Origin of the sequence: Chryseolinea lacunae (genome assembly GCF_016735595.1) — a bacterium.
Lineage (GTDB): Bacteria > Bacteroidota > Bacteroidia > Cytophagales > Cyclobacteriaceae > Chryseolinea > Chryseolinea lacunae.
Genome location: NZ_JAERRB010000005.1, coordinates 108,566 through 132,324 on the forward strand (window position 1 = coordinate 108,566; position 23,759 = coordinate 132,324).

General features: G+C 48.6%; 30 protein-coding genes. 11 read left to right on the forward strand and 19 right to left on the reverse strand.

What is annotated here, in order from left to right; translation table 11 throughout:
• Window positions 1-22: 22 nt before the first annotated feature.
• Together JI741_RS15935 and JI741_RS15940 are read right to left on the reverse strand one after the other, a co-directional pair.
• Entirely contained in the window at window positions 23-1,444 is a 1,422-nt protein-coding gene (locus JI741_RS15935) for a sensor histidine kinase (RefSeq protein WP_202011263.1), read from the reverse strand.
• Between the two features lie 105 nt (window positions 1,445-1,549).
• Complete coding sequence (locus tag JI741_RS15940) at window positions 1,550-2,095, reverse strand: hypothetical protein (RefSeq protein WP_202011265.1); 546 nt, start codon at window positions 2,093-2,095, stop codon at window positions 1,550-1,552.
• 481 nt (window positions 2,096-2,576) lie between these two features.
• On the opposite strand from JI741_RS15940, the gene JI741_RS15945 reads away from it, so the two are divergent.
• Window positions 2,577-3,440: a sigma-70 family RNA polymerase sigma factor gene (locus tag JI741_RS15945; RefSeq protein ID WP_202011267.1), complete on the forward strand. Its 864-nt coding sequence runs from the start codon at window positions 2,577-2,579 to the stop codon at window positions 3,438-3,440.
• Window positions 3,441-3,516: 76 nt separating this feature from the next.
• Here the strand turns inward: JI741_RS15945 and JI741_RS15950 are convergent, their stop codons facing one another.
• Complete coding sequence (locus tag JI741_RS15950) at window positions 3,517-3,948, reverse strand: hypothetical protein (RefSeq protein ID WP_202011269.1); 432 nt, start codon at window positions 3,946-3,948, stop codon at window positions 3,517-3,519.
• Window positions 3,949-4,013: 65 nt separating this feature from the next.
• On the reverse strand, window positions 4,014-4,943 hold the full coding sequence (locus JI741_RS15955) for a Kelch repeat-containing protein (protein ID WP_202011271.1): 930 nt from the start codon (window positions 4,941-4,943) through the stop codon (window positions 4,014-4,016).
• A 123-nt stretch (window positions 4,944-5,066) separates the two neighbouring features.
• On the opposite strand from JI741_RS15955, the gene JI741_RS15960 reads away from it, so the two are divergent.
• Window positions 5,067-5,534: a hypothetical protein gene (locus JI741_RS15960; protein WP_202011272.1), complete on the forward strand. Its 468-nt coding sequence runs from the start codon at window positions 5,067-5,069 to the stop codon at window positions 5,532-5,534.
• Between the two features lie 93 nt (window positions 5,535-5,627).
• Complete coding sequence (locus JI741_RS15965; protein ID WP_202011274.1) at window positions 5,628-5,834, forward strand: hypothetical protein; 207 nt, start codon at window positions 5,628-5,630, stop codon at window positions 5,832-5,834.
• 62 nt (window positions 5,835-5,896) lie between these two features.
• On the opposite strand, the gene JI741_RS15970 is transcribed toward JI741_RS15965, so the two are convergent.
• The 4 genes from JI741_RS15970 to JI741_RS32550 all read right to left on the reverse strand — a co-directional run bounded on the left by JI741_RS15970 (window position 5,897) and on the right by JI741_RS32550 (window position 7,290).
• Window positions 5,897-6,142: a hypothetical protein gene (locus JI741_RS15970; protein WP_202011276.1), complete on the reverse strand. Its 246-nt coding sequence runs from the start codon at window positions 6,140-6,142 to the stop codon at window positions 5,897-5,899.
• 36 nt (window positions 6,143-6,178) lie between these two features.
• Window positions 6,179-6,832 carry a hypothetical protein gene (locus tag JI741_RS15975; RefSeq protein ID WP_202011278.1) on the reverse strand — a complete coding sequence of 218 codons (654 nt, stop codon included), beginning with the start codon at window positions 6,830-6,832 and terminating at the stop codon, window positions 6,179-6,181.
• Window positions 6,833-6,946: 114 nt separating this feature from the next.
• Window positions 6,947-7,105 (reverse strand): hypothetical protein, encoded by a 159-nt coding sequence (locus JI741_RS15980; RefSeq protein WP_202011280.1) that lies wholly within the window; start codon window positions 7,103-7,105, stop codon window positions 6,947-6,949.
• Window positions 7,102-7,290 carry a hypothetical protein gene (locus JI741_RS32550; RefSeq protein ID WP_236676107.1) on the reverse strand — a complete coding sequence of 63 codons (189 nt, stop codon included), beginning with the start codon at window positions 7,288-7,290 and terminating at the stop codon, window positions 7,102-7,104. Before JI741_RS32550 ends, JI741_RS15980 begins: the two co-directional genes overlap by 4 nt.
• Window positions 7,291-7,856: 566 nt before the next feature.
• On the opposite strand from JI741_RS32550, the gene JI741_RS15990 reads away from it, so the two are divergent.
• Together JI741_RS15990 and JI741_RS15995 are read left to right on the forward strand one after the other, a co-directional pair.
• Window positions 7,857-8,021, forward strand: coding sequence for a hypothetical protein (locus JI741_RS15990; RefSeq protein ID WP_202011284.1), 165 nt, complete (start codon window positions 7,857-7,859; stop codon window positions 8,019-8,021).
• Window positions 8,022-8,483: 462 nt separating this feature from the next.
• A complete protein-coding gene (locus tag JI741_RS15995) occupies window positions 8,484-9,107 on the forward strand; it encodes a hypothetical protein (RefSeq protein ID WP_202011285.1) in 624 nt (207 codons plus the stop codon).
• An 11-nt stretch (window positions 9,108-9,118) separates the two neighbouring features.
• On the opposite strand, the gene JI741_RS16000 is transcribed toward JI741_RS15995, so the two are convergent.
• The 3 genes from JI741_RS16000 to JI741_RS16010 all read right to left on the reverse strand — a co-directional run bounded on the left by JI741_RS16000 (window position 9,119) and on the right by JI741_RS16010 (window position 11,323).
• Window positions 9,119-9,832 carry a hypothetical protein gene (locus JI741_RS16000; RefSeq protein ID WP_202011287.1) on the reverse strand — a complete coding sequence of 238 codons (714 nt, stop codon included), beginning with the start codon at window positions 9,830-9,832 and terminating at the stop codon, window positions 9,119-9,121.
• Between the two features lie 128 nt (window positions 9,833-9,960).
• Window positions 9,961-10,512 (reverse strand): hypothetical protein, encoded by a 552-nt coding sequence (locus tag JI741_RS16005; protein ID WP_202011289.1) that lies wholly within the window; start codon window positions 10,510-10,512, stop codon window positions 9,961-9,963.
• Window positions 10,513-10,702: 190 nt separating this feature from the next.
• Complete coding sequence (locus tag JI741_RS16010; RefSeq protein ID WP_202011291.1) at window positions 10,703-11,323, reverse strand: fibronectin type III domain-containing protein; 621 nt, start codon at window positions 11,321-11,323, stop codon at window positions 10,703-10,705.
• Between the two features lie 367 nt (window positions 11,324-11,690).
• Between JI741_RS16010 and JI741_RS16015 the strand changes: the two genes are divergently transcribed.
• The 5 genes from JI741_RS16015 to JI741_RS16035 all read left to right on the forward strand — a co-directional run bounded on the left by JI741_RS16015 (window position 11,691) and on the right by JI741_RS16035 (window position 16,527).
• The gene (locus JI741_RS16015) at window positions 11,691-12,116 is read left to right on the forward strand and encodes a hypothetical protein (RefSeq protein WP_202011293.1); all 426 of its coding nucleotides are present in this window, start codon (window positions 11,691-11,693) and stop codon (window positions 12,114-12,116) included.
• Window positions 12,117-12,274: 158 nt separating this feature from the next.
• Window positions 12,275-12,889 carry a PAS domain-containing protein gene (locus JI741_RS16020; RefSeq protein ID WP_202011301.1) on the forward strand — a complete coding sequence of 205 codons (615 nt, stop codon included), beginning with the start codon at window positions 12,275-12,277 and terminating at the stop codon, window positions 12,887-12,889.
• 101 nt (window positions 12,890-12,990) lie between these two features.
• On the forward strand, window positions 12,991-14,181 hold the full coding sequence (locus JI741_RS16025; protein ID WP_202011303.1) for an FG-GAP repeat domain-containing protein: 1,191 nt from the start codon (window positions 12,991-12,993) through the stop codon (window positions 14,179-14,181).
• Window positions 14,182-14,560: 379 nt separating this feature from the next.
• Window positions 14,561-15,352 carry a serine/threonine protein kinase gene (locus JI741_RS16030; protein ID WP_202011305.1) on the forward strand — a complete coding sequence of 264 codons (792 nt, stop codon included), beginning with the start codon at window positions 14,561-14,563 and terminating at the stop codon, window positions 15,350-15,352.
• Window positions 15,349-16,527, forward strand: a complete 1,179-nt coding sequence (locus JI741_RS16035) for a hypothetical protein (protein WP_202011307.1) — start codon at window positions 15,349-15,351, stop codon at window positions 16,525-16,527. Before JI741_RS16030 ends, JI741_RS16035 begins: the two co-directional genes overlap by 4 nt.
• Here the strand turns inward: JI741_RS16035 and JI741_RS16040 are convergent.
• The 3 genes from JI741_RS16040 to JI741_RS16050 are packed head-to-tail and all read right to left on the reverse strand — an operon-like array spanning window position 16,507 to window position 18,330.
• Window positions 16,507-17,169 (reverse strand): hypothetical protein, encoded by a 663-nt coding sequence (locus tag JI741_RS16040; protein WP_202011309.1) that lies wholly within the window; start codon window positions 17,167-17,169, stop codon window positions 16,507-16,509. The two genes, JI741_RS16035 and JI741_RS16040, sit on opposite strands and share 21 nt — an antisense overlap.
• A 6-nt stretch (window positions 17,170-17,175) precedes the next feature.
• On the reverse strand, window positions 17,176-17,844 hold the full coding sequence (locus JI741_RS16045) for a PP2C family protein-serine/threonine phosphatase (RefSeq protein WP_202011311.1): 669 nt from the start codon (window positions 17,842-17,844) through the stop codon (window positions 17,176-17,178).
• Between the two features lie 60 nt (window positions 17,845-17,904).
• Window positions 17,905-18,330, reverse strand: coding sequence for a helix-turn-helix domain-containing protein (locus JI741_RS16050; protein WP_202011313.1), 426 nt, complete (start codon window positions 18,328-18,330; stop codon window positions 17,905-17,907).
• Between the two features lie 306 nt (window positions 18,331-18,636).
• On the opposite strand from JI741_RS16050, the gene JI741_RS16055 reads away from it, so the two are divergent.
• Window positions 18,637-19,200, forward strand: coding sequence for a hypothetical protein (locus JI741_RS16055; RefSeq protein ID WP_202011315.1), 564 nt, complete (start codon window positions 18,637-18,639; stop codon window positions 19,198-19,200).
• A gap of 63 nt (window positions 19,201-19,263) precedes the next feature.
• Here the strand turns inward: JI741_RS16055 and JI741_RS16060 are convergent, their stop codons facing one another.
• From JI741_RS16060 to JI741_RS16080, 5 genes are all read right to left on the reverse strand, one after another.
• The gene (locus tag JI741_RS16060; RefSeq protein ID WP_202011317.1) at window positions 19,264-19,962 is read right to left on the reverse strand and encodes a hypothetical protein; all 699 of its coding nucleotides are present in this window, start codon (window positions 19,960-19,962) and stop codon (window positions 19,264-19,266) included.
• 254 nt (window positions 19,963-20,216) lie between these two features.
• Window positions 20,217-21,581 carry a Gfo/Idh/MocA family protein gene (locus JI741_RS16065; protein ID WP_202012020.1) on the reverse strand — a complete coding sequence of 455 codons (1,365 nt, stop codon included), beginning with the start codon at window positions 21,579-21,581 and terminating at the stop codon, window positions 20,217-20,219.
• 299 nt (window positions 21,582-21,880) lie between these two features.
• Complete coding sequence (locus tag JI741_RS16070) at window positions 21,881-22,066, reverse strand: hypothetical protein (protein WP_202011319.1); 186 nt, start codon at window positions 22,064-22,066, stop codon at window positions 21,881-21,883.
• A 383-nt stretch (window positions 22,067-22,449) separates the two neighbouring features.
• Entirely contained in the window at window positions 22,450-23,256 is an 807-nt protein-coding gene (locus JI741_RS16075; protein WP_202011321.1) for a hypothetical protein, read from the reverse strand.
• A complete protein-coding gene (locus tag JI741_RS16080; RefSeq protein ID WP_202011323.1) occupies window positions 23,253-23,741 on the reverse strand; it encodes a glycine-rich domain-containing protein in 489 nt (162 codons plus the stop codon). Before JI741_RS16080 ends, JI741_RS16075 begins: the two co-directional genes overlap by 4 nt.
• Window positions 23,742-23,759: the final 18 nt, after the last annotated feature.

Here is a 23,759-nt window from a genome sequence, read left to right on the forward strand (position 1 = left end):
AATGTAAAGACTGCGCGGCGCCTTAGTTCTTCTTAGGTGCCACGGTGGGCAAGGTTACTACAAACGTGGAGCCTTCGCCCACCACGCTGGTCACAGAGATCTGACCCTCCAGCAGCGAAACAAGTTCCTTCACAATCGACAAGCCCAGCCCCGTTGAACCTTCGCCGGCGGTGGGCCGGTTGGTGAGCCGTTGAAATTTTTTGAAGAGGTTGGGCATCTCATCAACCGGAATGCCCAGCCCCTCGTCAATCACAGCAAAACTAACGGTGTCGTCGCGGAGCACCGTGTTCAGCTTCACTGTTTTTCCTATCGACGAAAACTTGAAGGCATTCGAGATCAGGTTTTCAAGGATGCGCTGCAAAATGTCGGGGTCGGTGTGGATCGTTCCTTCGGCGGGCATCACCTCCCATTGCAGGCTCTTCTTTTCTGCCGCGTGGCTAAACTCCGTGTTCAGTTTGTTCAGCAGACTGGCCAGCTCCACCTTGGTTTTCCTGGGTTGCGACTGGCCCTGTTCAATGCGGTTGATGTCCAGTAAATTCCGCACCAACTCCTGCATGGTTTTGCAGGCGTCTTCCATATAGTCCAGATATTGCAGATCGTTCTCCGAACGTTCGGTGTTTTCAAGACGCATCAGGGAAATGAGCCCCAGCACGCCGGCAATGGGAACTTTCAGATCGTGCGAGGCGATGCCCAGAAAATGATCTTTGGCCGTGTTGGCGTTCACCAGCTGCGTGGTGCGCACCTGCACCTTGTGTTCAAGGGTTTCGTTGGCCCGCTTGAGGTTCAACACTAGCGTGTTGATGTTGCGTTGTTTCAGGGCCAGCGTTACCAACGCCACGGCCGAGGTGAGCCCAATCAGCAGAAAGGCAAGAAACCTCACGTTGTCTTCCATGCGCGTGTTTGTTTCGAGCGTTTTGTTCTCGCGGTCCAGCAAGGTTTGTTCGCGGTGCACCAGGGCACGGATCAGCACGGTGAGTGTGTCCATATAGGCCTTGCCGGTTTTCTCGTGAATTCTGCGGGCCGCCGAATCTTTGCCAAACGTGTTGACCGCCGCCAGCGTGTTCTCCAGGTCGCGTCGTTTGTTTTGAAGGGCCGCAATAATTTTGTCTTCCAGCAAATAGGTTTGTTGCTCGTCGCCGTCGAGCAGTTTCTTGAGGCTGTCGGTTTGCATGGCCACCATGCCACGCGCTTCGTTGTAGGGTTCCAGAAAATCGCTGTCGCCCGTAATCACATAACCGCGCTGCCCCGTCTCCATGTCTTTCAGCAGCGACAACAGTTGTGTTGACGACCCGATGGACTGATAGCGCCGGATGACGCGGTCCATCGATTGTTTTTTCTCTTGCGTATTGTTGTAGGTTATGACGGCGCTCACGATCACAAAAACGATCGACAACGCCAGGAGCACATACACACTGCCGCTCCTTACTTTCACGATGGCATTCATATCTCTTTCAAATAAACCCAAGGTAACACGGGCGCATAGGGATTACAAACAAAAAAGTCTTTCCGAAACCGGAAAGACTTTTTCAAATCGATGGCCCCCTCTACCCTACGAATGTCTCAACGCATCTTTCGCCATCGTTCCATCGGGATTCACAAACAAATTTCGATGCTGCTTATTCTTGTGAATCTCCACATGAAAAACTTCCCGCACGGCGCCCTGGTGCGTGGTGATCTTTTCGCGATCGTTCACAATGCTCCAGTCCGGATATTTTTGATGAATGGCTGCCGACACTTCTTCCGGCAGGTCCGCCTTCTTCAACACCGTCTTCGACGACACCAGGTTTCCGTTCTTGTCGTAGACGGCTTTGTATTGTTCGCCGGCTTCCTTCATGTTCACCATATAAAAATCGGGCGTGGCACCGTTCAGATGATCGTCGAGGTTCACCGACCATCGCTCGCCATAGAGCTTTGCCGGCAGAATGTTGAGGTCTCCCACAATGGCCTTGGGAAAATCCTGTTTAATGGCCGTCATCACGGCGGTGGGTTCTTCGCCTTTCTTCACGCGGGTGAGCAGGAAGGTCTCGGTGTTGGATTGTGCCTGTGCAGCCAGCCCGGCCGCCATGCACGCAAAAATGAGAATAAGGTTTTTCATGGCTGTGATTGTTTTTTGATTTCGCCCTTTTGATGAAAGGCCACGCAAAAGTCACATGGACCGCGAAATAATAAGCGGCCAGCACCGCTTTCCGGCATTTTGGCCTACGCAAGCCGTCGTTGACCTGCCGGCCATCAAAAAAATCACATGTCCATCAATAATATTTCAATAAGCCTGTCGTCTCTGGTTTCTGCACATCAGCAAGATCAAAACCACCCTCACAGCGTCTCAAGGCACTTTATGGGCCGCAATCAGGGCAACCTTTCCCCACCTTCAACAGCACTTTGGGGCACCTCAGGGTGCGCGGTTCAATTAAAGACTGAAGTATCTCCTCCGAATTGACTACCTTGCGCGAAATCTGAACCGTATTATCTCTCTCCCTCCATTTTTTCGATAATCACTTGCAATTGCTTGCCGTTCGGGAAGTCGGGAAACTGACACTTTTGACTCTAGTATTTTAGTATTCACCAAATCAATACACATGCGACAACTAAAGATTAGTAAACAGATTACCAACCGCGAAAGCCAGTCCCTCGACAAGTATTTACAAGAAATAGGAAGGGTGGATTTGATTACTACTGAAGTTGAAGTAGAACTTGCCCGTCGCATCCGCGAAGGCGACGCCGTGGCCCTCGAAAAACTCACCAAAGCCAACCTGCGCTTTGTGGTTTCTGTAGCCAAACAATATCAAAACTCCGGCCTCACCCTGGGCGACCTCATCAACGAAGGCAACCTGGGCCTCATCAAGGCGGCCAAACGTTTTGACGAAACACGCGGCTTCAAGTTCATCTCCTATGCCGTGTGGTGGATTCGTCAATCGATCATGCAAGCGTTGGCAGAGCAATCGCGCATTGTGCGTTTGCCCCTCAACCGCGTGAGCTCCCTCACCAAAATATCAAAGACTTTTTCTGACCTGGAACAAAAATTCCAACGCGAGCCTTCACCCGAAGAGCTGGCCGAAGTGATTGGCGTGACCACCCAGGACGTGATCGACAACCTGAAAGTATCGGGCCGCCACGTGTCTATGGACGCTCCCTTTGCTCAAGGCGAAGACAACAGTCTTCTCGATGTGCTCAGCGACGCCAACGAAGCCCGTCCCGATGCATTGCTCATGTCGCATTCGCTGGTAGAAGAAGTGCAACGCGCTCTTTCAACACTTTCGGTGCGCGAAGCAGAAGTGCTGGGTCTGTATTTCGGTCTCAACAACACCGATCCCATGACCCTCGAAGAAATCGGCGACAAATTCAACCTCACCCGCGAACGCGTCCGCCAGATCAAAGAGAAAGCAACACGCCGCCTGAAGCACACGTCTAAGAGCAAAGCCTTGAAATCGTATTTGGGCTAAGGCATTCAGCAAGACCACATCAATCGATTAGCGCAAGCGTCGATTTAAAATACACATCAACCGGGGGTTGGAAATATCAAAGAGTTTTCTCTTGGGTATCTCCAACCCTCGCTGCATTTTTGAGCATCTGTATTCGCTTTGCCATGCGGATAACGTCCTGCCGGTATGCAGGCAGATTGAACGAGGTGGAAGAATTGTCGTTCAGAATAATCTCAAAAACATGATTGTATGGCAAATTCAATAACTCCAGCAACACCTCTCCCTGGGAACCATATTCCTTCGCAAATTTCAGCGATCTGATTTGACGAATCTTCAGGCGTTTTGCTTTTGTGAAAAAGGGAAGCAGGGATCTTTTTATGTCATAAAAGAATTCGTCATCAACCGCAAGGTCATGAACCGGAAGCACATAGATAAAGATGGTGCAGAGCACGCCAAAGATAACCTTGCCTACTATCACATCAGAAGTGCCAGCCTGAAGCGCCGCGAGGGCGCCATTGATCATCAACACCAACAAGGTCCGTTTGGACCACGTCCAGGGATTTCGAAAGTTATTGGTGCTTGTGAGGTGAGGTTTCACGGCACAAACACCCACACCTCTTTGCTTCTGTCGGGACACACCACAAAAGATCGTGTGTCGATGGTGAAGGTGGTGGGGCCATAGAAGTTTGCCGACGCGAAGTGTGTGTCGGTATACCATTCGTTGGTTTGCAGATCGTATTTATAAAGCCGGGCACCGTTTTGCGAATCGTGAATGCCAACATGACCAGCGCTGAAATTGGCGAACTTGAAGGTTGTGCTGCCGGGCATCATGGGCAGGCTGGTTTTTTCTGTCCAACGGTTGGCGGCGGCATCGTATTCATACAAGTCGTTGGTTGTGCCTGTGGTGGTGATGCCCAGGCCCATAAAGCCTTTGTCGCCGATGTTAAAGGCAACGGTCATCACCCTGGCGTCGCCGGGAAAATCTGCTTTTCGCGTCCACGTGTTGGCTACGGGATCGAACATCCAAAAGTCGTTCAGGATTTGAAAGGGAAACTCACTACTTGCGCCCGTGCCGAAATAGCCCTTGCCATTCGCCGCGAAGGCGGCAATTTCCGGTCGCGTATATTCCGAAAGCTTTGACTTGAACGTCCATGTATCGGCGGCCTCATCATACTCATAAATCGCACTGGAGGTAACCATCACATAGCCCTTCTTGCCGATGGTGAGCGCCACTTCTGCCGTGCCTTCGTAGGGAAAATCCTTTTTTTGCGTCCACGAATCGGCCGCAGGATCATACTCCCAAACCTCCTTGGACTGGTCGCTGGTTTGTGCCAACCCCACATAGGCTTTTCCATTCACCACAAACGAAACGTACTCGCTACCCGTCTTGCCCGGAAAATCGCCAAGCCTTTTCCATTCGCCTTTCTTGTCTGGCGCAGGCAGGGGCGCGATGGCCTGATCAGATTGACAGCCCGCACTGATAACGGCGAGAACAACGACGCCAACCTTCAGGATGCTTCTCATAACGTGGTCTTTTTTAATGAAGATAATGAATGGTTTTGAAAGTTGCCAAACACGTTGGCGCAGGTCATTCTTTTTCGCAAAATTGTAGCCCTCCGGTTCCCATAACCGCTACACGTCGCCGCCATGAAAAACTTCGAAAAGTTTGCCATCGTCACATCGCTCTCCCTGTTCCTGCTCCGAACGTTCACAACCTATGGCTCCGACGGCGTGTTCTTTCTCACCATGACGGCGCTTGCCATCTTCTACCTGATCTTTGGTTTTTTCCTGGTGAACAACTTCACCTTCACCGGCATCTTCAATCGCGCAGCCTACCAGTCCTTGTCAACGCTGCGCATCCTGGGTTCCGCCTGCGTTGGTTTTTTGCTGGGACCGCTGGTGCTGAGCACCATCTTTCTTTTCTTCAACTACAGTGGTGGCATGAATCTATACTTCATTGGTGTCGGCTCCACAACGCCACTGCTGGTGATCAGCGCTGTGAAATACGTTCTCACCAAAGATGTTTTTTATCGTGACAACATTTTCCGCTCCGCATTTTGGCTGGCATTCCCAACGGTGGTGCTGTTCATAACGAATCCTCCTGCTGCCTTCTGAAAACAATCCGTTGTCGTCCGTAGAAATGACGATGAGTGATAGCGTTGTTTGAATTTGTTATTTATTTTCGTTTGTCAACAAGCGCCGGACACTATGAAAACAATAAAAATCAAGCCGCTGTTTCTGTTAGTGCTTTGCACACTGGCTTCGTTCACTTCATTGATCATGATCGCGACGGGAAAAATTGGAAGCAAAGAAATGTGGCGGTTGATTGCGGGAGGCGTTGGCTTTGCCGGAATTTTGATGTTGTTGATTTGGGTGGCTTGGAATGTCGTTAGCGGTAGCCGAAGAAAATCATAGGTAGCTACGCATTCGCTTATTTTCTCAACGATCTGGGCAGATTCAACAACGTCCTTTCCTTCTCATCGTGCAGCACGGTTCACATAACCCCACACCCATTGCACCACTTTCAACACCACACCCACCAGCAGCACCATGCCGCCGCGACTCATGAGCGCGTTGGCCATGGCTTGTTCCTCATAGTAGCGCTTTGCTAATTCAGGCGGAGGGTCCTGGTAGGGAATGCCGGGGTCGGTTACAAGGCCGTACACAACAATGCACAGGCCCAGTGCCAGCACACCATTGGCAATCCATTTCAAAACGCGCATGCTGCCACGGCGTTAGCGGTGGACATCCGCGTCGTGTCACTTGAATGCTTTCTCATTCAGAAGCTCGATGGTTTCGGTGTGAAGCTGGTTGTTGGCAAAGCTCACGATCTCGCGTTTCCAGGTCATGTATTCGCCCACCCACTTGCTGCGCTTGGCGGGGTTGGTCTGGCGGTAGACGAGGGCCACATAGGTGGGCGCTTTCATTTTGAAGGTTGAATTGCGGCCGTTGTCGGACACGCGTTGCAGGGTGTCTTTGAGGAACACCGCGTTTTTGTTTTTCACATTGATCACGTCCACCAGTTGCACGTTGTTGAGAAAGGTGGTGTCGGAGGCGTAGTGGTCCGAAAGGGCCTTGATAAATTCGTAGTGGTCGGCCGGCGCGAAGCCGTCAATGATGTGGGTACGGGTAAACTTGACGCGTGGCACGCTGAAGATGCCCACGGCAAACGTTTTGGGATAGTTCAGGCCGCTATCGACCTCGGTGGCCTTTTGGCTCAGCACGTCGAACTCGTTCAGGTCGCTCACCTCAAAAATATGACAGGGCACATGGCGGGCCTCATAGAGGCGGAAGCTCTCGCACAGGTCGGTTTTCTTTTTTCGTCCGCACGCCGCCAGGGCCAGGGCAAAAACCAGCACCAAAAACGTGCGAAACAGGCCAGCGCCCGGCAAAACATTCATTCTTCTCTTCATGATCATGTCGACATTCATCGTGCGCCCCGGCCACATCCCGCAGCCACTAGACGCACTCCCCGCAAAGGTAACAACGATTTTGGTATGGGGCCAGAGGTGGTGGGGGTAGCTTCCCTATTTTGCAGACAATTTCTTCGCCCGCACACCGCCCCGCCCTTTGCGATGGGGCCTAACATCTGCTCTGGCCATCACCACGAACATGTAGATACAATAGGCGATTGTGCCAATGCCAAAAACCAACATCGCTGTGGCCACTATCGATTCCAGATTCATAGCTTTTTCAGTTTAGTGTATACAAACAAATATCTATTAGACAAATAGCTCAACACAATGCTGCCGCTAACGATCACATATAACGCCATATTAAAATAGGCACCCGTCTCGATGTTGCTGCCAATCACTGCCGCGCAAACACCCATCAAAAAAATGCCCGCCACCGACAACAAAATCAACGTCAATCTTTTCTCCGAGTTTCTTCTGCGCGCAACTCCCACCAAATTAAAATTCGTCACAAAAAGCGCAAGCCCACTCGACGCAACATCCGAAGTTTTAATGAACGCACAACATGAAAAATCCTGTCTGTTCAATTCGATCAGCAAGGAAGCCAAAAACGGAAATGCTCCGAAAAGAACAACCCAGACAAACCATTTCAAATCTCTATCAACCCATTTCAATTTTCGCTTACTCATCACCGTAATTCTTTCCAACGACATTCAAAAAAAACAGCTTCCTCAGAGGGTAAACGATCAGACCTGACCAGGCGAGCAAGAAGCCTCCACTAAACTACACACATCTCACAACCCGCGCAAATCCCCAAAACAAATTTCCACACCAACAACATCGCCCCTCCTCACAAAAAAAACACAGCCACCATCACAACACCAACAAATCCACTTTCTCACTCAACGCTTATCCCATTTTCACAAACACATTCAGACAAAACACGACACTAAAAAAATGCTTCCAAAAATTTCCACCCAACCAAAAATATTTTCATAATTTTAATTACAACCGAAAAAAAATTATGACTACCACCACCCAGAAAAAAGCAAAACAAAAAATCACCCTTCACAAAGACGATGTGATTGTAAAAAACATGAGAGACTACAGCAACGATCCGTTCGTGTTAAAAAAAGCCAAAGCAGCCCAGGAATTTCTAACAAAACACGGACTGCCAAAGGGTTTCTGAATTCATCTTCCCGCGCTGCCGCGAAGACGCTCCACGTTGGCAAATTTGCATCCTCACACGCCGAGTTCCATAGAAGTTCCTATGAAAAGTCACACCCTCACGCACAGAGCTCCGTAGGTGCTCCCTGTCTATAGAAACAACATCCATTCACATAATCAAGCTCCGTAGGTGCTTCCTTTAGCAGAGCTTCACGTCACCGACAACGCAACGCATTTTCAATCAGGCATTCTATAGAACAAACCAACTTCATCAACACACTCGCCACTTCAAGCCAGAAATTTAACAGTGTTGGGTCACGATAAAATAACCAACAAGAAATATCCACAAATCCGTTATTTTCAACCGGAATTTCAAAACCGACATTTCTTAAATGAGAATCTATGCCTTCCTTGACGGAGACACATACGAGTTTATCGAAAACGAAGACAACGAGGCATTTCTGAAAGGTGTTCGCAAAACCACATGGATCGATGTGTCCTCAACCGTTCTGTCGCTAAAGCACAGACAAACACCACTACCCACACCGTGAGAATCTACATCCTGCCGGACGGAAACAGATACGAGTTCATCGAAAACGACGACGACGTCGCGTTCATGAAAGGTGTCCGCAAGAATTCCTGGTTCCATCGCTATCTGAGAATTCTAACGCCCGACAATGAGCCACTCGCAACTATCAAGCTTTCGCAAAAATCCTTCTATTACTTTTTTAGCAGACCAGCCTATTCTGTAATATTCCATTCCGAAGACGAAAACATTATGCTCACACCCGGTGGCCTGTATGCCGGACACTGGCACTTTGAATGGAACAAAGATCAATACGATCTGTATTTTCAGAACTACAACGGTCCCAAGCGATCGCTCTACAAAAACGGCATCCAGGTGGCAAAGCTTGTGCAGGGGAAAACCCGCTTTGGTGACTTCAACTCCAGAGCCATTGTGGCCAACAACAACGAAAACAAAGTGATGCTCGTGTCCCTATGCGTCGCCTTCGATCTGCCCGACGGACATTCGCCAAACACGTTGGAAAAACAAGTGAAAGACTACGACGATCGATGGGCCCCGAATATGCCTAACCCAAACCTTTAACGCACGCCAAATCAACGGCCCAACCTCACGGGGTCTACAAAATCTCTAAACGTGTTCGAATAGATCGGCGCCGGATGATAGTCTTCGAAGTCGTGGTGAAATTTCAGTCGGCACAATGTTTCCACGCCGCGGGTGTGCAGCAGCACTTTCGAGATGCAAATTTCTTGTGGGCCCAGCACGATGTCTTGCAACACGGCGCCACAAAAATCGAGGGCGGTTGGATCTTCGTCCAGCTCAACCCAGCGGCCGTCGGGGGCTTGGGCTTCGCGCGATGTCCAGCGGAGAATGTTGTGGTGGCCCACCTGGATAGACGAGTCGGAGTGGTTGGTGACAATGAGGGGAAACGCTTTCTGATAGGCATGTGGCGGCACGTCCAGCACACGCCAGGCCAGGGTCATGGTGGTGTCGATGGCGAGGGTCAGGTTTTTGGGCGTGAAGCGTGTCCAGCGAAGGCCGTCGGGCGAAAGGTCGGACGTGGTGCAGTGGGTGGGCGAAACAATGCCGCGGGGCAGCTTGATGGTGTCGGCTTGCGGGCCCGCATAGTAGACGGGCAGAAAGAACGTGATTTGCGTGGAGTCGACCTTGAGCACGCCACCCGTCAGGGCCATGGAATCGATGAGCGTGAGCCTGCCGTTAGACTGAACATTGACCTCGTGTGTGGTGTGCGTGCACGATGCCAGGACGACGAGGAGCGCAAGGGCCAGAAATTTCACGGTGGTGGTCACGATTATTTCCCATAAGAATCTTTATAAATCCGTTATTTTCAAAGCGAAATTTCAGGAATTATCGGTTCTAACAGCCACACTACCTTAATTCTCCAATTCAGAGTCTGCGCCGATTCGTATTCTACTCTTCATTTTGCACTCCGCAGCTTTGCTTCAATTTCCATTTGCGTTTTGATATCCCACGTAAAGTGGTTCATTAAGATATGACCGACCACCTCATCACCCTTCGCCAGTGTCAGGGTGTTATAGCTCGTTGTCATGCCGTCTGACAGATTATCTTTGTAGAAGGAAAGGTCTTTATACTTATGAACTTTTGTGAATTCCCATCCACTGGTCGTCTTGGTTTTGAGGGTTAGTTCTTTTAACGCATCGTTAAACTTAAGCCCCACAACAATTTCCCTTTTCCCGTAATACGATCTAAGCCAGATCAATTCCACCACAACAAGGATGACAACAACAACGATGAATACGACCACGGAAGTAGCACTCATATAGGATAGCCCTTCTATAATTCTATCCAGTTTTGTTCTTCTGGCTCTGCCCTCATGATACACTATGGAATAGACCAACACAACAAGCCAGAATGCTAACACGGGATGTAGCAGCGCTAACCTTAGATAAAGCTTACTTACACGGGAAGAAAAATCCTGATCTGTTGAAACAAATTCCGTTATCATCATTCTGCCAACGCTGTTGGAAACCCTATTCGTCTCCAAAAATAGTTGTTCCCTCAACAACCACAAACAACAAATCCCAAGCCCAAAGCCCGCCACAAAAAAATTGCAGCAGCACTCCAGACTCAGGATTCATTGCTCAACGCCGCACGCCCTGAATGCTAAAGACTCAAGACTAACGACGCAAGACCAACCATCACGCCACTACGCGGGTCACCTCGTCAGAGAAAACCAGGGTTGGGTTGGAGCCTACGGCCGCTACGCGGAACGCATACTCTTTGGCCACCGTGAGATTAGAGATGATGATGGTGCGCGCCGTAGCGGCCTGGGTTTGCCACACGGAACCGGCCGTGACCGGGGCCTCGACATACTGAAACACGTAGCTGTCGGCACCTGTAATTTTGTTGACACTAAGACGAATGGAACCTTTGTTGGGACCGGCTTCAAATTTAGCAATGACCGGCTTACCCAGAATGCCCACGGGCGTGCTGGGTTTGCGAATGTTGAACCCTGAGTTGAGCGCAACCGTCGCATTGTTGTTACAATTCATTTCCACAAAGGTGGCAAGCTGACGCAACAACATTTCAAGTGCTTGTCGCTTTTCGGCTTTGCCTGAAGTTTTTCCTTTCGTCCCGCCCAGGGCCTCGCCCAGCGCAGTGATGTAGACCTGTAGTGCAGCCTCTATGTCGGCAAGCGCCGGTTTAGGGGTTGCGAAATCAGCATTGCCCGTCATTCCGCTAAGAACGTTTTGGGTGAATGCTACCAGCTCAGTGTCTGTTAGACGCGTGAAGCTGCTGAGTACTCTAACGATTGTCATAATGTTAAAAATTTATTTTTCCACACCCCTGGCAACCGTCGTGCCCGGAATGCCAGTCTTTTGTGGACAAGCTTGCCAGGCCACGTAATGAAATGTTTAGAAAAACAAAAAGACGATGTAAACACCGTTGATACCATTCGATGTTGCAACATTGCATTGCCCGGGCCGTGCAACACCTGAACCTGCATGGGCCTGGGCCGTGTGCCTGCGCCGTTTTGTGTATTGTAAAATGTGTTTGAAGGGCGATGAAAAAAAACTACCGACGCAAAAAACACTTTTGTTTTTGTTGCAAACACAAGTTGTTTTGGCCTGGACCTAACCAGGTTTGTTCCAAAAGCATTTGCCTTTGCTCCATTGTTAAGTTGATATGAAACAAAAGCAAATGCGTTTGCGCCATATCAACTTGTGTTTAGTCCCAAAAAAAATTCTTATCGCTCAAACCAACTTGCGTTTGAAGCAGATCAACTTAGCAATGCCCCAAAAGCAATTGCTTTTGCTCCAGACACAACTAGATATGGAGCAAACACAATTGCTTTTGCCCGTAAGAAAATTTGCAACGCCTCATCCGCATTTTGAAACGCACCTTTTCAATTTGAAAATGGCCCATATCAACTTGCGTCGGCTTCGAAAGAACTTGAAAACCATGTATTGTTTCCTATCAAGATTGCAGAATATCACCCCCTTGCACCCCCGACAACAGGGATGCTTGCACGCTGATTTTGATGAACGACAACGTGAAAAACAGCCGCGAGCCGACGAAATATCGTTGGCCCGACGAAATATCGTTGGCTGAGGCCCGAGTTCTGGCACGACACACCCCCACTTCAACGCTACAAACACAACGGCACCGGTGCCCTGGCACACCAAAACCGTTGAGATTTTCGGGTTTATTTGATACCTTATTTCAACAAAACGCCCACCTCCACATTCATTGCCCAAGCCCCCCTGCCAATGGAACTAAACAAAGACCTGGTCTACGACAAACTTTTCAAGGTCGCCCCCGTGTGCATAGACATTGTTGATCTGCAAACGCGCCAGCTGGTGCAAACCAGCGCGTGGGTGGTGAACCACATCGGCTACACCGAAGAAGAGTTTATTGCGCTCAGCAAAAATCTATTCGAAGGCATTGTGCACAAAGACGACCGCCAAACGCAACTGCAGACCTACGAGAGCCTGATGAACAACCCCACCGACCTGTTCAAAGAATGCGTGATTCGCTTCCGCAAAAAAGACGGCGACTACCTGCACGTGCAAATTCGCCTGTCGGTGCTTGAAGTAGACGAAACCAACAAACCCAAAAGCAGCCTCAACACCATCACCGACATTTCCGAACTGATAGACCTCCGCCACCGCCTCAACGCCGAACTGCGCAAGATGGACATCATCTCTTTCAAGAACAGCCATGAGCTGCGCGGGCCGGTGGCTACTATTTTAGGGTTGATCCAACTCATTGATCACGATGGATTGCATGGCGAGTTTTCGATGAATATTATTGATGCGTTGCGGCAGACAGTGAAAAAACTTGACGAGGTGATTGGAGAAATCAACCGCCACTCCAACGTTTAGCACTTTCACCATGGCCTCTCTCACCCGACGTTGCATGCCACTTTCGGAAACCTGTTGTCTATATTTGACATATCTAAAAATGTTAACACTCCATCCATAGCATGAAAATTCTCTTCTTTAGCATATGCCTTGCCAGCACAATAGCGCACAACGTTGTTGCCCAGACCAACCGTTCTGCTGCTGACCAGCAACATGAGAAAAAGAAAAACCATGGCAACGAATTTCCCAACTTCGACCGCTCCCTTCCACTGGAAGATCGCGTAGACACCACGGCCAATGTGAGCTTTGGCGATTTTGATGGCGATGGCCATCTCGACTTGCTGCTGGTGAAAGGAAGACATTGGCCCATTGTTGATCGCGTTCTGCTGGGCGATGGCAAAGGCGGCATCCGAAAGGCCCATGATCTCGGCAAGGTGGCCGACCGCTCCTACACCGGCGGCGTGGCCGACTTTAACGAAGACGGTTTTCCCGACATTGCCATTAGCAACGACGACCCCGACCGAAAACTGATTTATGTGAACGACGGCAAAGGCAACTTCAACGTCGCCTCCGAATTCGGGCGGCCTGAATGGCCAACACGAAACTTGTCGATTGCCGACGTCAACGGCGACCATCGGCCCGACCTCATCCTGGCCAACCGCGGCAACCGGCAAAACACGTCGAACTATGTTTGCCTCAACAACGGCAAAGGTCAGTTCGATGCCCCCTGCATGGCCTTCGCCCCCTACCCCGCCACCACCATCTATGCCACCGACATGAACAACGATGGCCTTATAGACCTCCTTGTGCCCCACCGCGACGGCGGCCAGAGCTATGCATACCTCGGCAACGCCGACCACACATTTGCCGACACCCATCGCATTCCCTTCGGCCCACCCAACGCCACCATCCGCCAGGCCGCCGCCGCCGACTTCAATGGCGATGGCCTGCCCGACATTGTGACGATCGACGAAAAGAAAGGTGTTAATCTCTATCTCGGCCAAAACAACAAAACCTTTTCCGAAGGCATCTCCCTTGCCAACGCCACCACAGTTCCCTATGCCCTGACCCTGGCACACCTGAACAACGACAAAAAAATGGACATCATTGTAGGCCACGTAGAAGCACCCTCCACGGTGTTTTTTAATGATGGCACAGGTCGCTTCAAATCAATTTCGTTTGGCGACGCGAAGGGCACGGTCTATGGTTTTGCCGTTGGCGATTTTGATGAAGATGGTGCGGTTGATATTGCCGCAGGAAGATCGGAGGCTACGAATGTTTTGTATTTCGGGAGTGGAAAATTGAAAAATTAAAAAAAATTAAAAGCACACCATCTCCAATGTGACCTACCATCTTCTAGTGAAATGCTGCCAACTTCTGTCCGAAATATTCCGTCTGCTGCAATTATTCATGTTTTTGAGTCTACATGGACATAAGCTTGCGTCGCATCAATTCAAACTTAAGGTCCTGATTCTTGATTTTGCAAAAGCTATCGTTATATTAGTATAACCATTCCATGGAATGAAAGCGCTCTGCTAATCGTTCGGCCCACTTGGATGATGGACAAAGTTCTTTATTGAACACAGTAAAAAATCCAGTTCTACATAATCAGATTCCAGCAAGTTTGGCTAGTCGGTTCAGTGTTTTTTAATGTCAACCATTCAAATTTTTTCTCACTTGTAGCTAGAAGCCATGAGTCCGCATCAACTTAGTCGTGAATTTATTAAGCACTTCAAAATCACAAGTTTTTTTCAAAGCCCGAAACGCGGCGGACAAAAATTTGTATACTTTCCTGTAATCGCCGGAAATAAGCTGGTTCTAAAGTTATTCCCTGGAGGTCTTGACGAAAGATTCACTAGGGAAATGAATGTGTATAAAACGTTCGAGCACCTCACGGGAATACCGAAGATAATAAAGACGGTGGAATTTAAGGGTGAACTAGTACTGTTTGAAGAATTCATCGAAGGTGATACTCTATCTGATATCACAAATGTTTACATAGGCAATTGCCCTCTGATCTGCCAACTCATGACGGACTTGGTTATCACCATGAAACCGATTTGGGAAGCACACTATGTACATCGTGATTTTAAGCCGCAAAATATAATTATCGCTCAAGATGGCACACCAACAATAATAGACTTTGGCATTGTCAGAAATTTAGAAGACCCCACAATAACTGCTGCCGGCTGGCAACCAAAGAGCTGGATGTTTGGGGCTCCTGAGCAATTCGCAGGCGACAAAGACAAAATCTCATATCGCACCGACTTTTTTAGCCTAGGCGTTATAGCATACTTTTTATTCCACAACAGACTGCCTTTTGGAAATAACGAGCACCAGGTCAGCCAGAAATTTAAAAAAAATGACGAAAAATTCATAACCGACTTAGGATTCACCCTTCGTCAATTCTGTGAAGAGACGATGAAATTCAGCCCCTCAGAAAGACCCAGAAAAATAGATGATATCCTGAACCTAATCTTATGAAAACACTACACTTAATAGGTCACATGCATAAATGGAATTTAGATAGTCACTTTAAAAACGGCGTTGGAGATGGGTTCATCTTTTGTGCCTACAGCTTCCCTTATGGCTACTTTGATCATGAAACTATGAATGACTACCCCATGAACGAAGTTCTTGCCAAGTCAATGATCGACCTTCAATACTATGGCAAAAAAGAGTCAGGTAACATTAACAAGGGAAAACTCAGTACCTATCCGTTCCATCCAGCTGCAAACCCGGACTCCGAACAACAAACAGAAGTGTATATTGAAAATGCCATAAGGGCTGGCATAAGATATCAGATTTCCATTGGCCTTAATAATATCGTTATTCCAAACTTCTATGAAAACGATGACTTGGACAAACTCATAATCGTCATAAAAAATATCAACAGCTGGCTGGTCTCAAATAAGGTAGACGGAAAGAAATACTATATGACTATCCCGATAGCCAATCACACCGTTATTGATGCATCCAAAATGGACAAACTTCTATACTCCTTAACCGACATTGATATTCAATATGATGGATACTACATCGTCTGTGAAGCCCGACCAGAACATCGACAAAAAATATCGACAGATTTCAAATACCTGAATAATCTCTCTCGCTTTCTCTCTGTCCTTAAGAAACAAAAATTTGAGACGATTTACTCCTATGCCAACTGGGATGTCCTTATTTTTTTAGCCGTCACCAACATAGACTTCATAACAATTGCTTCTTACGAAAATCTTCGAAATTTCTCAATACGAAGATTTCTAATAAACGAAGATGGCGGCCCATCAAAGGGATGGTACTTTTCTGAAAAAATATTAAATTTCATCAAAGCTCAATTAATTGATTTAGTCAGAAGTCAGGGCGGATTAAAAGTTATAAAAAATGAAAAAAACATTTTTTCCGATTCATGTCTCGAGGAATATTATGCATGGAGCAACCAGAAACCCGACGTTCATAAGAACTACCTCCTATCAATAGATAGACTTCTTAAAAAAGTCGCATCAATAGCAGACTTAAATGAAAGAAAAAAATATGTTCTTTCTTTAATAGAGGACGCCATTCACGCCTATCGAAAATTAGAGGAAAAGAAAATTTTTCTCACAGATGAGAGCAAAAATTATCACCTCGAGACTTGGAAATCATTTCTTCTTACCAAGTAAACTCAATTTTACTTGCTCACTAAGAAGAATGCTCATGCTTTCATTAATAGGTCTCTCTATTTTAGGCTTAAAGTGCACAGTTAACAGCCCATCGAGATCGATTACTGCCAGGCCGACATTCATTTTTTTGAAATGACTGAGATTTTTCACAGCAGGTAGGGAATATTTACTATCAAGCACCACGAACGCCTGTGATGCAAACCACCTATATCGAAACGCTTGATTCAATGCTCTCTTCCAATCTTTTAGCTTCGCTTCAACGGCCACGCTCTTTGAGATCACATGGGAATACGAGCGCTTTGCTCTAAATAATTCATCCTTGCTATCAATATAACCATTCATTTGTAGTTTGTGCAATGATCTCCTGACCTGAAGTTGATTTGCTTTTGTCTTCTCAATGATGTTCAAAAATGAAGCTTTTTTACTATCAGAAATTACCTTATATATCAGAATATCAAAATGACCCAATTCGTCCTTCACAAATGCAGCTTTGTTAACCTGAGAGATTACCAAGTCAGCAATACCAAACCCCAAATCGACCTCCTCCAAAATTTGCGTTTTTGATTTCTCTAAATTCCAGCAACAAATTTCCTTATAGTTAACCCTAAGTTTTTTCACCAATTGTTTTTCTGTCGCAAACATTTTTCTCTATTTAATCACCAACAGTGTAGCATCATCAAGATTATTACCTTTGATCATTTTCCTCAAATTCTCCCTTATTGTCGACGGCCTCTTCTTATTCAAAACATTAAAAAAAAGTAATTTATTCTTCTCCATCAATGAATAAAATCCATCCGTGCACAAGGCCAAGAATCCCCGCTCTAGCCTGAATCTTTTCTGTTCAAAATCCCCATGACCTAGTTCTGCCATTCCCAAACATTTATTTAGCACATTTGAATCAGACACCTTGTCATCCTTACTAATTTGCTCAATGTACTGGTTTGTTACCAAGTAGATTCTACTGTCACCAACTGAAATATAAAAAACATCCTCACTATGCTTCAAAATAACAACAATACAAACCGTTGAGAAGGGCTCAATTAAATTTGAGGCAACAATATAGTCATTACACTCGGCAATCATTGCCGACAATCTAATCCGCTCATGTAAGAATCTCTCATGATACTTTCTTATAAACATCGCAGCCATTTGCGTCGCTTTCTTTGCGTTTTTAGCTGATCCTACACCATCAAAAACAGCAAAAACATCATACATCTCACTTTGTATTACCAATCTTGCGTCCTGATTTTGCAATCTACCAATCCCTTTTAAAGAGAGAGCAAAGAAATTCTTATCTCGTTTAACATTCTCGGCCATGGAATGATCATCTAAAAAAAACAGAAACTCCCTTAAAGACCAATATCATTACTCTTGTGTTCATTCTTTCTTTCGGAACAATTCCTCCAACAACACAATCTTCTCATCCTTCTCCTTCAACAACGCCACATACAAACTCTTAATCTCATCTACAAGCTTCTTATTCTCCTCAAGCGCCTGTTCAAGCTTATCGTTGAAATGGCAGTTGTGAAAAGGTCCGTTATTTTGTAAAGGCGTAGATGAATCGTAGCTATTCTGAATATTATTAATCACCGCCTCATCATTATAATTCCTGATCACCTCTGGGGAGAAGCCCAGCACTTTGGCGATGCGGCCGAGGGTCACGTCTTCGATGGTTTCGTTTTGCTCGAGCTTGGAAACCGCCTGTTGGCTAATGCCCAGCTCTTCGGCCATCGTTTCCTGTTTAATTTCTCTGAGCTCGCGCAGGCGGCAAATGTTGCGGCCAATGTGGGGTGTTTTGGTCATAGACCAAAGGTAAGGAAAGAAGTCTTTAGTCAAGAGGGTTGAGTATTGAGATTTTTGGGGTCGTTTGGTTGTAGCCGTCTTTTGAATAGGGTCTGTCGGGGTGTAGCGAACAACCTTGCCGTTGTGATTGTGAATTTAATGCTCGCGGTCTGTTTGGCGGAGGTGAGGTGTTGCGCTATCTTTGATTTCGTACCGTCTGCCTCGTTGATGCGCCATTTTGTTGTTTCCCTGTTTGTTGCCTGTTGCCTCTTCTCATGCAAGCCCCCGGCTGCGCCCGCCGAGCCACCATTGGCAACCGACACGGTTGTGCACACAACCGAACCCATCGGGCCGTTGCCGCCACCAAAGGCCCGTGTGCCTTCGTCGATACTATTGTTCGACACTTTGCAGGTGCCGGAGTTTGTGGCGCTCTTCAAAGTAAAAGAACGACGTGTCTACGATCTGCCCAACGACACCACGCTGGTGCCTATCTGGAACACATCGGGCGTCAAGCATGCGCGCTGGATTGTCGTGAACGATTCAGTAAAAGCAGGTCCCCTGCAGGGCTATCCCATGTCGTTCCGCGAAATGAAAGGTGGCATCAAACGCTTCACCGTGGTTAGCGAACATGAGAACATCATCTACTTGACCGCCTACACGCTCGACAAGTTCTTCAACATTGTTGACACGGAACATCTGACCTACCAGGGCGGCGATGTTGATGTAGCCGAAGGAGCCAACGGCAAATTTGTGAACGACTCCACCTACCTGCGAACCGAAATAACAACCGAATATGACATCGTTGGCGACGACCCGCCAGACGTCTCCACCCACAAGGTGAAGCTGCTCTTTCATGCCAATGGACAGATTGAGGTGAAGGCGCATTTTTAGGCACTGATGCCGTCGCCCAGTGCTGTTGGACTCGAATTTAGTCCTGAGTAGTTGCCTCTCCCATTATTGCCCGGCACTTTTTGCTTTGTTGCTAAGGGTTAGAAATTGCAACAGGTATTCGCGTTTGTTCACGCCCAGCGTGTCGAAGTTGTGGCCGTTCCAGGCAATCAGGCAGGTGTAGTCGGTGGTCACCACGGTGGTGTCGTTTTCGTCTTCCACGCTTCTGTCGTCGGCGTCGTGCACCCAGATCAGGAATTGGGGTTTCGATTTTGTGTTAAAGATCCACGTGCGTTTGTCCATCGAATAGCCCGCGTCTCCAAACGATTCGGCCAATTCAATAAACTGCTCCTGCACAAACCGCCCGGTGTTGTTGGTCACAAACAATTTAATAGACGAGCTTTCATACTCCGACGGTGTGCGCACCAGCAAACCATCGTGCACGCTATCGAGTCTTATTTTCAAACAGCGATAAAACGGGTCATACAGCTGCGACGTCACCGGCAACCATCTCAGATCCAGGCTGTCAATTTCCGTTCCGGTATAGGGATAGTCCGGCTGGCCAAAATAGCTTCCCGAAAAAACTTCGAGCGAGTCTTTCAAAGCCCACTCAAACTTTTCCACGAAAGCCCCAAAGTCAGCTCTCTCGGGCGTGTGCGCCAGTGTGGTGCTGTCGGCACTTTTCGCACTGTCGGCAGAAGGTGTTTTGCATGCCTGCCAAACAAGCACAATAAAGACAACAGAAATCGGCAAGAAGATTTTCATTTCAGTTTTTTTGTATTTAGTCATGCACTCAACTACTGGCGTCCAGTGCAATTCACCATCAGGAAAAACAAAACGCATAGTTCCCGCGAGCGGAGACTATGCTACTACGTGAGTCACGGACGCAAGTATACAATACAAACCACTATCTCCTAAATGCTCAACACTCAACGTCGCAGCGATCAGTGTCGCAGCCCGCGAGCGGGAGACTATACTCGACAGTGAAAGACTAAATACTCAAGACTAAATACTAAACACTAAACCACCGGATGCACCCACGGCTCCCGATACGTCCGCTGCAACAGCTTCGTTGCTTCGGCGTCGCCCACAATCTCGCGTTTGGCGGCGTCATATGAGAGTGGTCGGCCTAGCTTCATCGACAAGTTGGCGATGATGCAGCTGGCTGTGCTGATGTGGCCTTCTTCGATGTCGGCTACGGGTTTGCCTTTGGTTTCGATGGCGTGCAGGAAGTTGAGCATGTGCAGGCGTGTGGCGGGGGCGGCGTTCAGCTCGATGTCTTTTTCTTTCAGGTCTTCGGGATACTTTTCTTTTTCGTAGACCACGTCCTGGTGAATCTTGGTGCCTTTGGGGTCGGTGGGTATGAAGTCATAGCGCATGGTGCTGGCTTTCAGGGTTCCCTTTTCGCCATAGAGAAAGAAGGCCCATGGATAGTCGGGGTCGGCCGGTGTGCCCCACGCACGGTGTTGCCACACGCAGTTGAGTTCGGGATATTCAAACACGGCGCTTTGGGTGTCGGCAATGTTGCTCTTGCCGGTCTTGTCTACATAGATGCCGCCCTCGGAGCTGATGCGTGTGGGCCAGCCCAGGTGCAGCATCCAGCGCACGGTGTCGAACATGTGAATGCACATGTCGCCCATAATGCCGTTGCCATATTCGCTGAACGTTCGCCACCAGCGCACGTGTGGCAGGCCGTCGTAGGGGCGCAGGGGTGCGGGGCCGGTCCACATCTCATAGTCGAAATAGTCGGGCACGGCTTGCACGGGTGGGTTGCCGTTGTTGCGCATGTGAAAGTAGCAGCACATTTCCACGTGCGATATTTTTCCCAGCAGCCCGGCGTCCACCACGTTCTTCTTGGCTTCCATGAGGTGGGGTGTGCTCTTGCGTTGTGTGCCCACCTGCACCACACGATTATATTTGCGGGCGGCGGCCACCATGGCTTCGCCTTCAATCACATCTACACTAATCGGTTTTTGCACATACACGTTGGCGCCTGCCTTCATGGCTTCGATGGCTTGCAGTGCATGCCAGTGGTCGGGTGTGCCCACCAGCACAATGTCGAGCTGGTTTTCGGCGAGCATTTTTCTGTAGTCGCCATAGAGGGCGGGGGCTTTGGCGTTTGAGGCAATGCGTTGTTTCACCAGGTCGCGTGCGGCTTCCAGTTGGTGGCGGTCCACATCGCAGAGGGCCACCACATCAACGGGGGCCACTTGCATGAGGCGAAACAAATCGCTCTTGCCATACCACCCGGTGCCAATCAACCCTACGCGCAGGGGCTTGGCGGGATGGATAATGTCCATGCCGTGTGCACCCAGCGCAGAGAGCGCCAGCGTGGCCGTGGCCGAACGAAGAAACAGTCGTCGGTTAATGTTGAAGTCTTTCATGGGGGCGGGAAGGGTAAGGTTGTGCACCGAAGTTATCATGAAATCGTTGGCGAAGCAACACTTGCGCCAACCGCTGGTGGAAAACCCAACGCCCTGTTCTTCTGCATTTGCTCCGGCGGAGCAGCCTGTCTATAGCACAAAACACTAACGCAACACCACGACTCCGTTATAGGAGTCTCCTATTCTTTCGCACACATGTCGTCTGGTTTTCACCAACGAAAAAAACACCTACGCGTTTTTTCACGGCAATATCAATCTGAAACAACGTGGGTGTTGTGTTTCCATCCGCGCTACCGACATTATATCTCGTCGGTGTCGCGCTTGTTCTTCAGCAACCCAATGCCCGACACAAAAAAGATAAGTCCAAGAATGGCAAGGGCCCACGGGCTCACGGCCACCACATCGGGACCAAACACACCGAGCACGCCAAGAATAAGTCCTGCAATACCCAGTACTACAAGAACAAGGGCAAGTATTTTAATCATAGTTGTTTTTGTTAGATCGCACCACGCGAATCTTTTTCTCGCGGAAGCAAAACACATTGCCTCCACACACGCCGTGGTCATGCGCATCTCACCAATTTCTATACCTAATCCAAAAGTGCCGTATTAACGGAGAAGGGCAATGTTTCTACACTTCCAAAGGGATTAAGACGAATTTGAAGGGGAAGAAATTCTACAGCTCCGTCAGGAGCTCCCTGTCTATAGAGGAAACCAACGCACAAAATTCGAGCTCCATCGGAGCTACCTGAAATTCTGGCCATCATGTTTCAGTCAACGCACCTGGATCCATGTTCACCTCCGTCAATACAAACAACCAACAACAAAAATCAAACAACAAAAATCACACACAACAAACATCACATCCATCAATCTCCTCCACAACCGCCACCACATCCTCCCCCACTACAACCACTGTCACCCCCGCTGTCGCCACCACATCCACTATCACCCGACGAATTATCGTTTCCGCATGAACTATCAAACTGACTATCATACGTACTGAAATCACTCCAGCATCCACCCCCTGCCACAAACGGCGGCGCCGTCTCTACCATGTGCTCCTGCAAGGCCCGCTCTATTGTGCGCGCCAATTCCACATCAATGCCGCTCAATAGAAAAATATTCCCGCCAATGCCCTTCAACATCTCCAATGTGTTAGCACGATCCTTTTTCATTTTTTGAGGCAGGTCGCTTTCCAACGTGGCAATCTCGTTTTCAACTTCCGTTTGCCACTGAAGACCCTGACGGGTATATGAAAATTTTCCACTAAAGCGCTGCCAGAAACTTCTTTCAAAAGCAGCGCCTAATGTGGCAGTACTAAAAAGGTCTGTAACATACCAACCACGCGATTTGGCATTTTCATAGCCAACCTTCACCAGGTTTCTGAACAGGATGCTCAGATCACTATTTTTTTTGCCCGACTTGAACGGCGACAGAAAAACCCTCTCGTGCACGCGCGCCTTATAGGTTGCGAACTGCGCGCCGGTCGAAACATATTTATACTTCTGCACAGGCTCCTTCGGGTGTGCCTGTCGCGTCACATCTTTCATCTCCAGCACCTGCTTCAGCAACAGATCCATGAGGGTGAACTTCAGCATCTCATTCAACGTAACCGTGTCGCCCTTTCGAAGCAACAGGGTTTCTGCGGGGGTCAGAGTCGAAAGCAGTTTCAAGCCAGTGGTTTTTTAATGATCCAAAATTTATCAACGTTCACGCGGCGGAAATTCACATCGCGAAAACGCACGTCGTTGGGTGGCCAAAGATCAGCAGGAGGTGGCTGGTTGAAGGTGCTGGCATAAAACGTTTTGGTGCGCGAATACCAGTCGTGATACTTGTCGCGCTCCTGCCCGCCGCCCCTGGTGGGGCCGTGATGTATTTTCTGTTGCAGCGTGTGTTCACAAAAATCTTCCCAATACGACCGGGTGTAGAGCAAGTGCAAATGCCACACCTGGTCCACCGCGTCCGACGGTGTGAGCGGCGTGGGCGAAATGCAGATCAGGAACATAAACCGTTTGTATTCTTCGATGGCGCGCAGGGCAAATTCGAGGGTCCATCCATTTTCGCGGGCCAGCCGGTCGCTAAACGTGAACGCCGCCGAGGGATCGTCCACTTCGAACGACCGGATGCTGTTCCAGAGTGCGGTATACGCAGGACTCATAGTGCCGGCTTGCTTTTT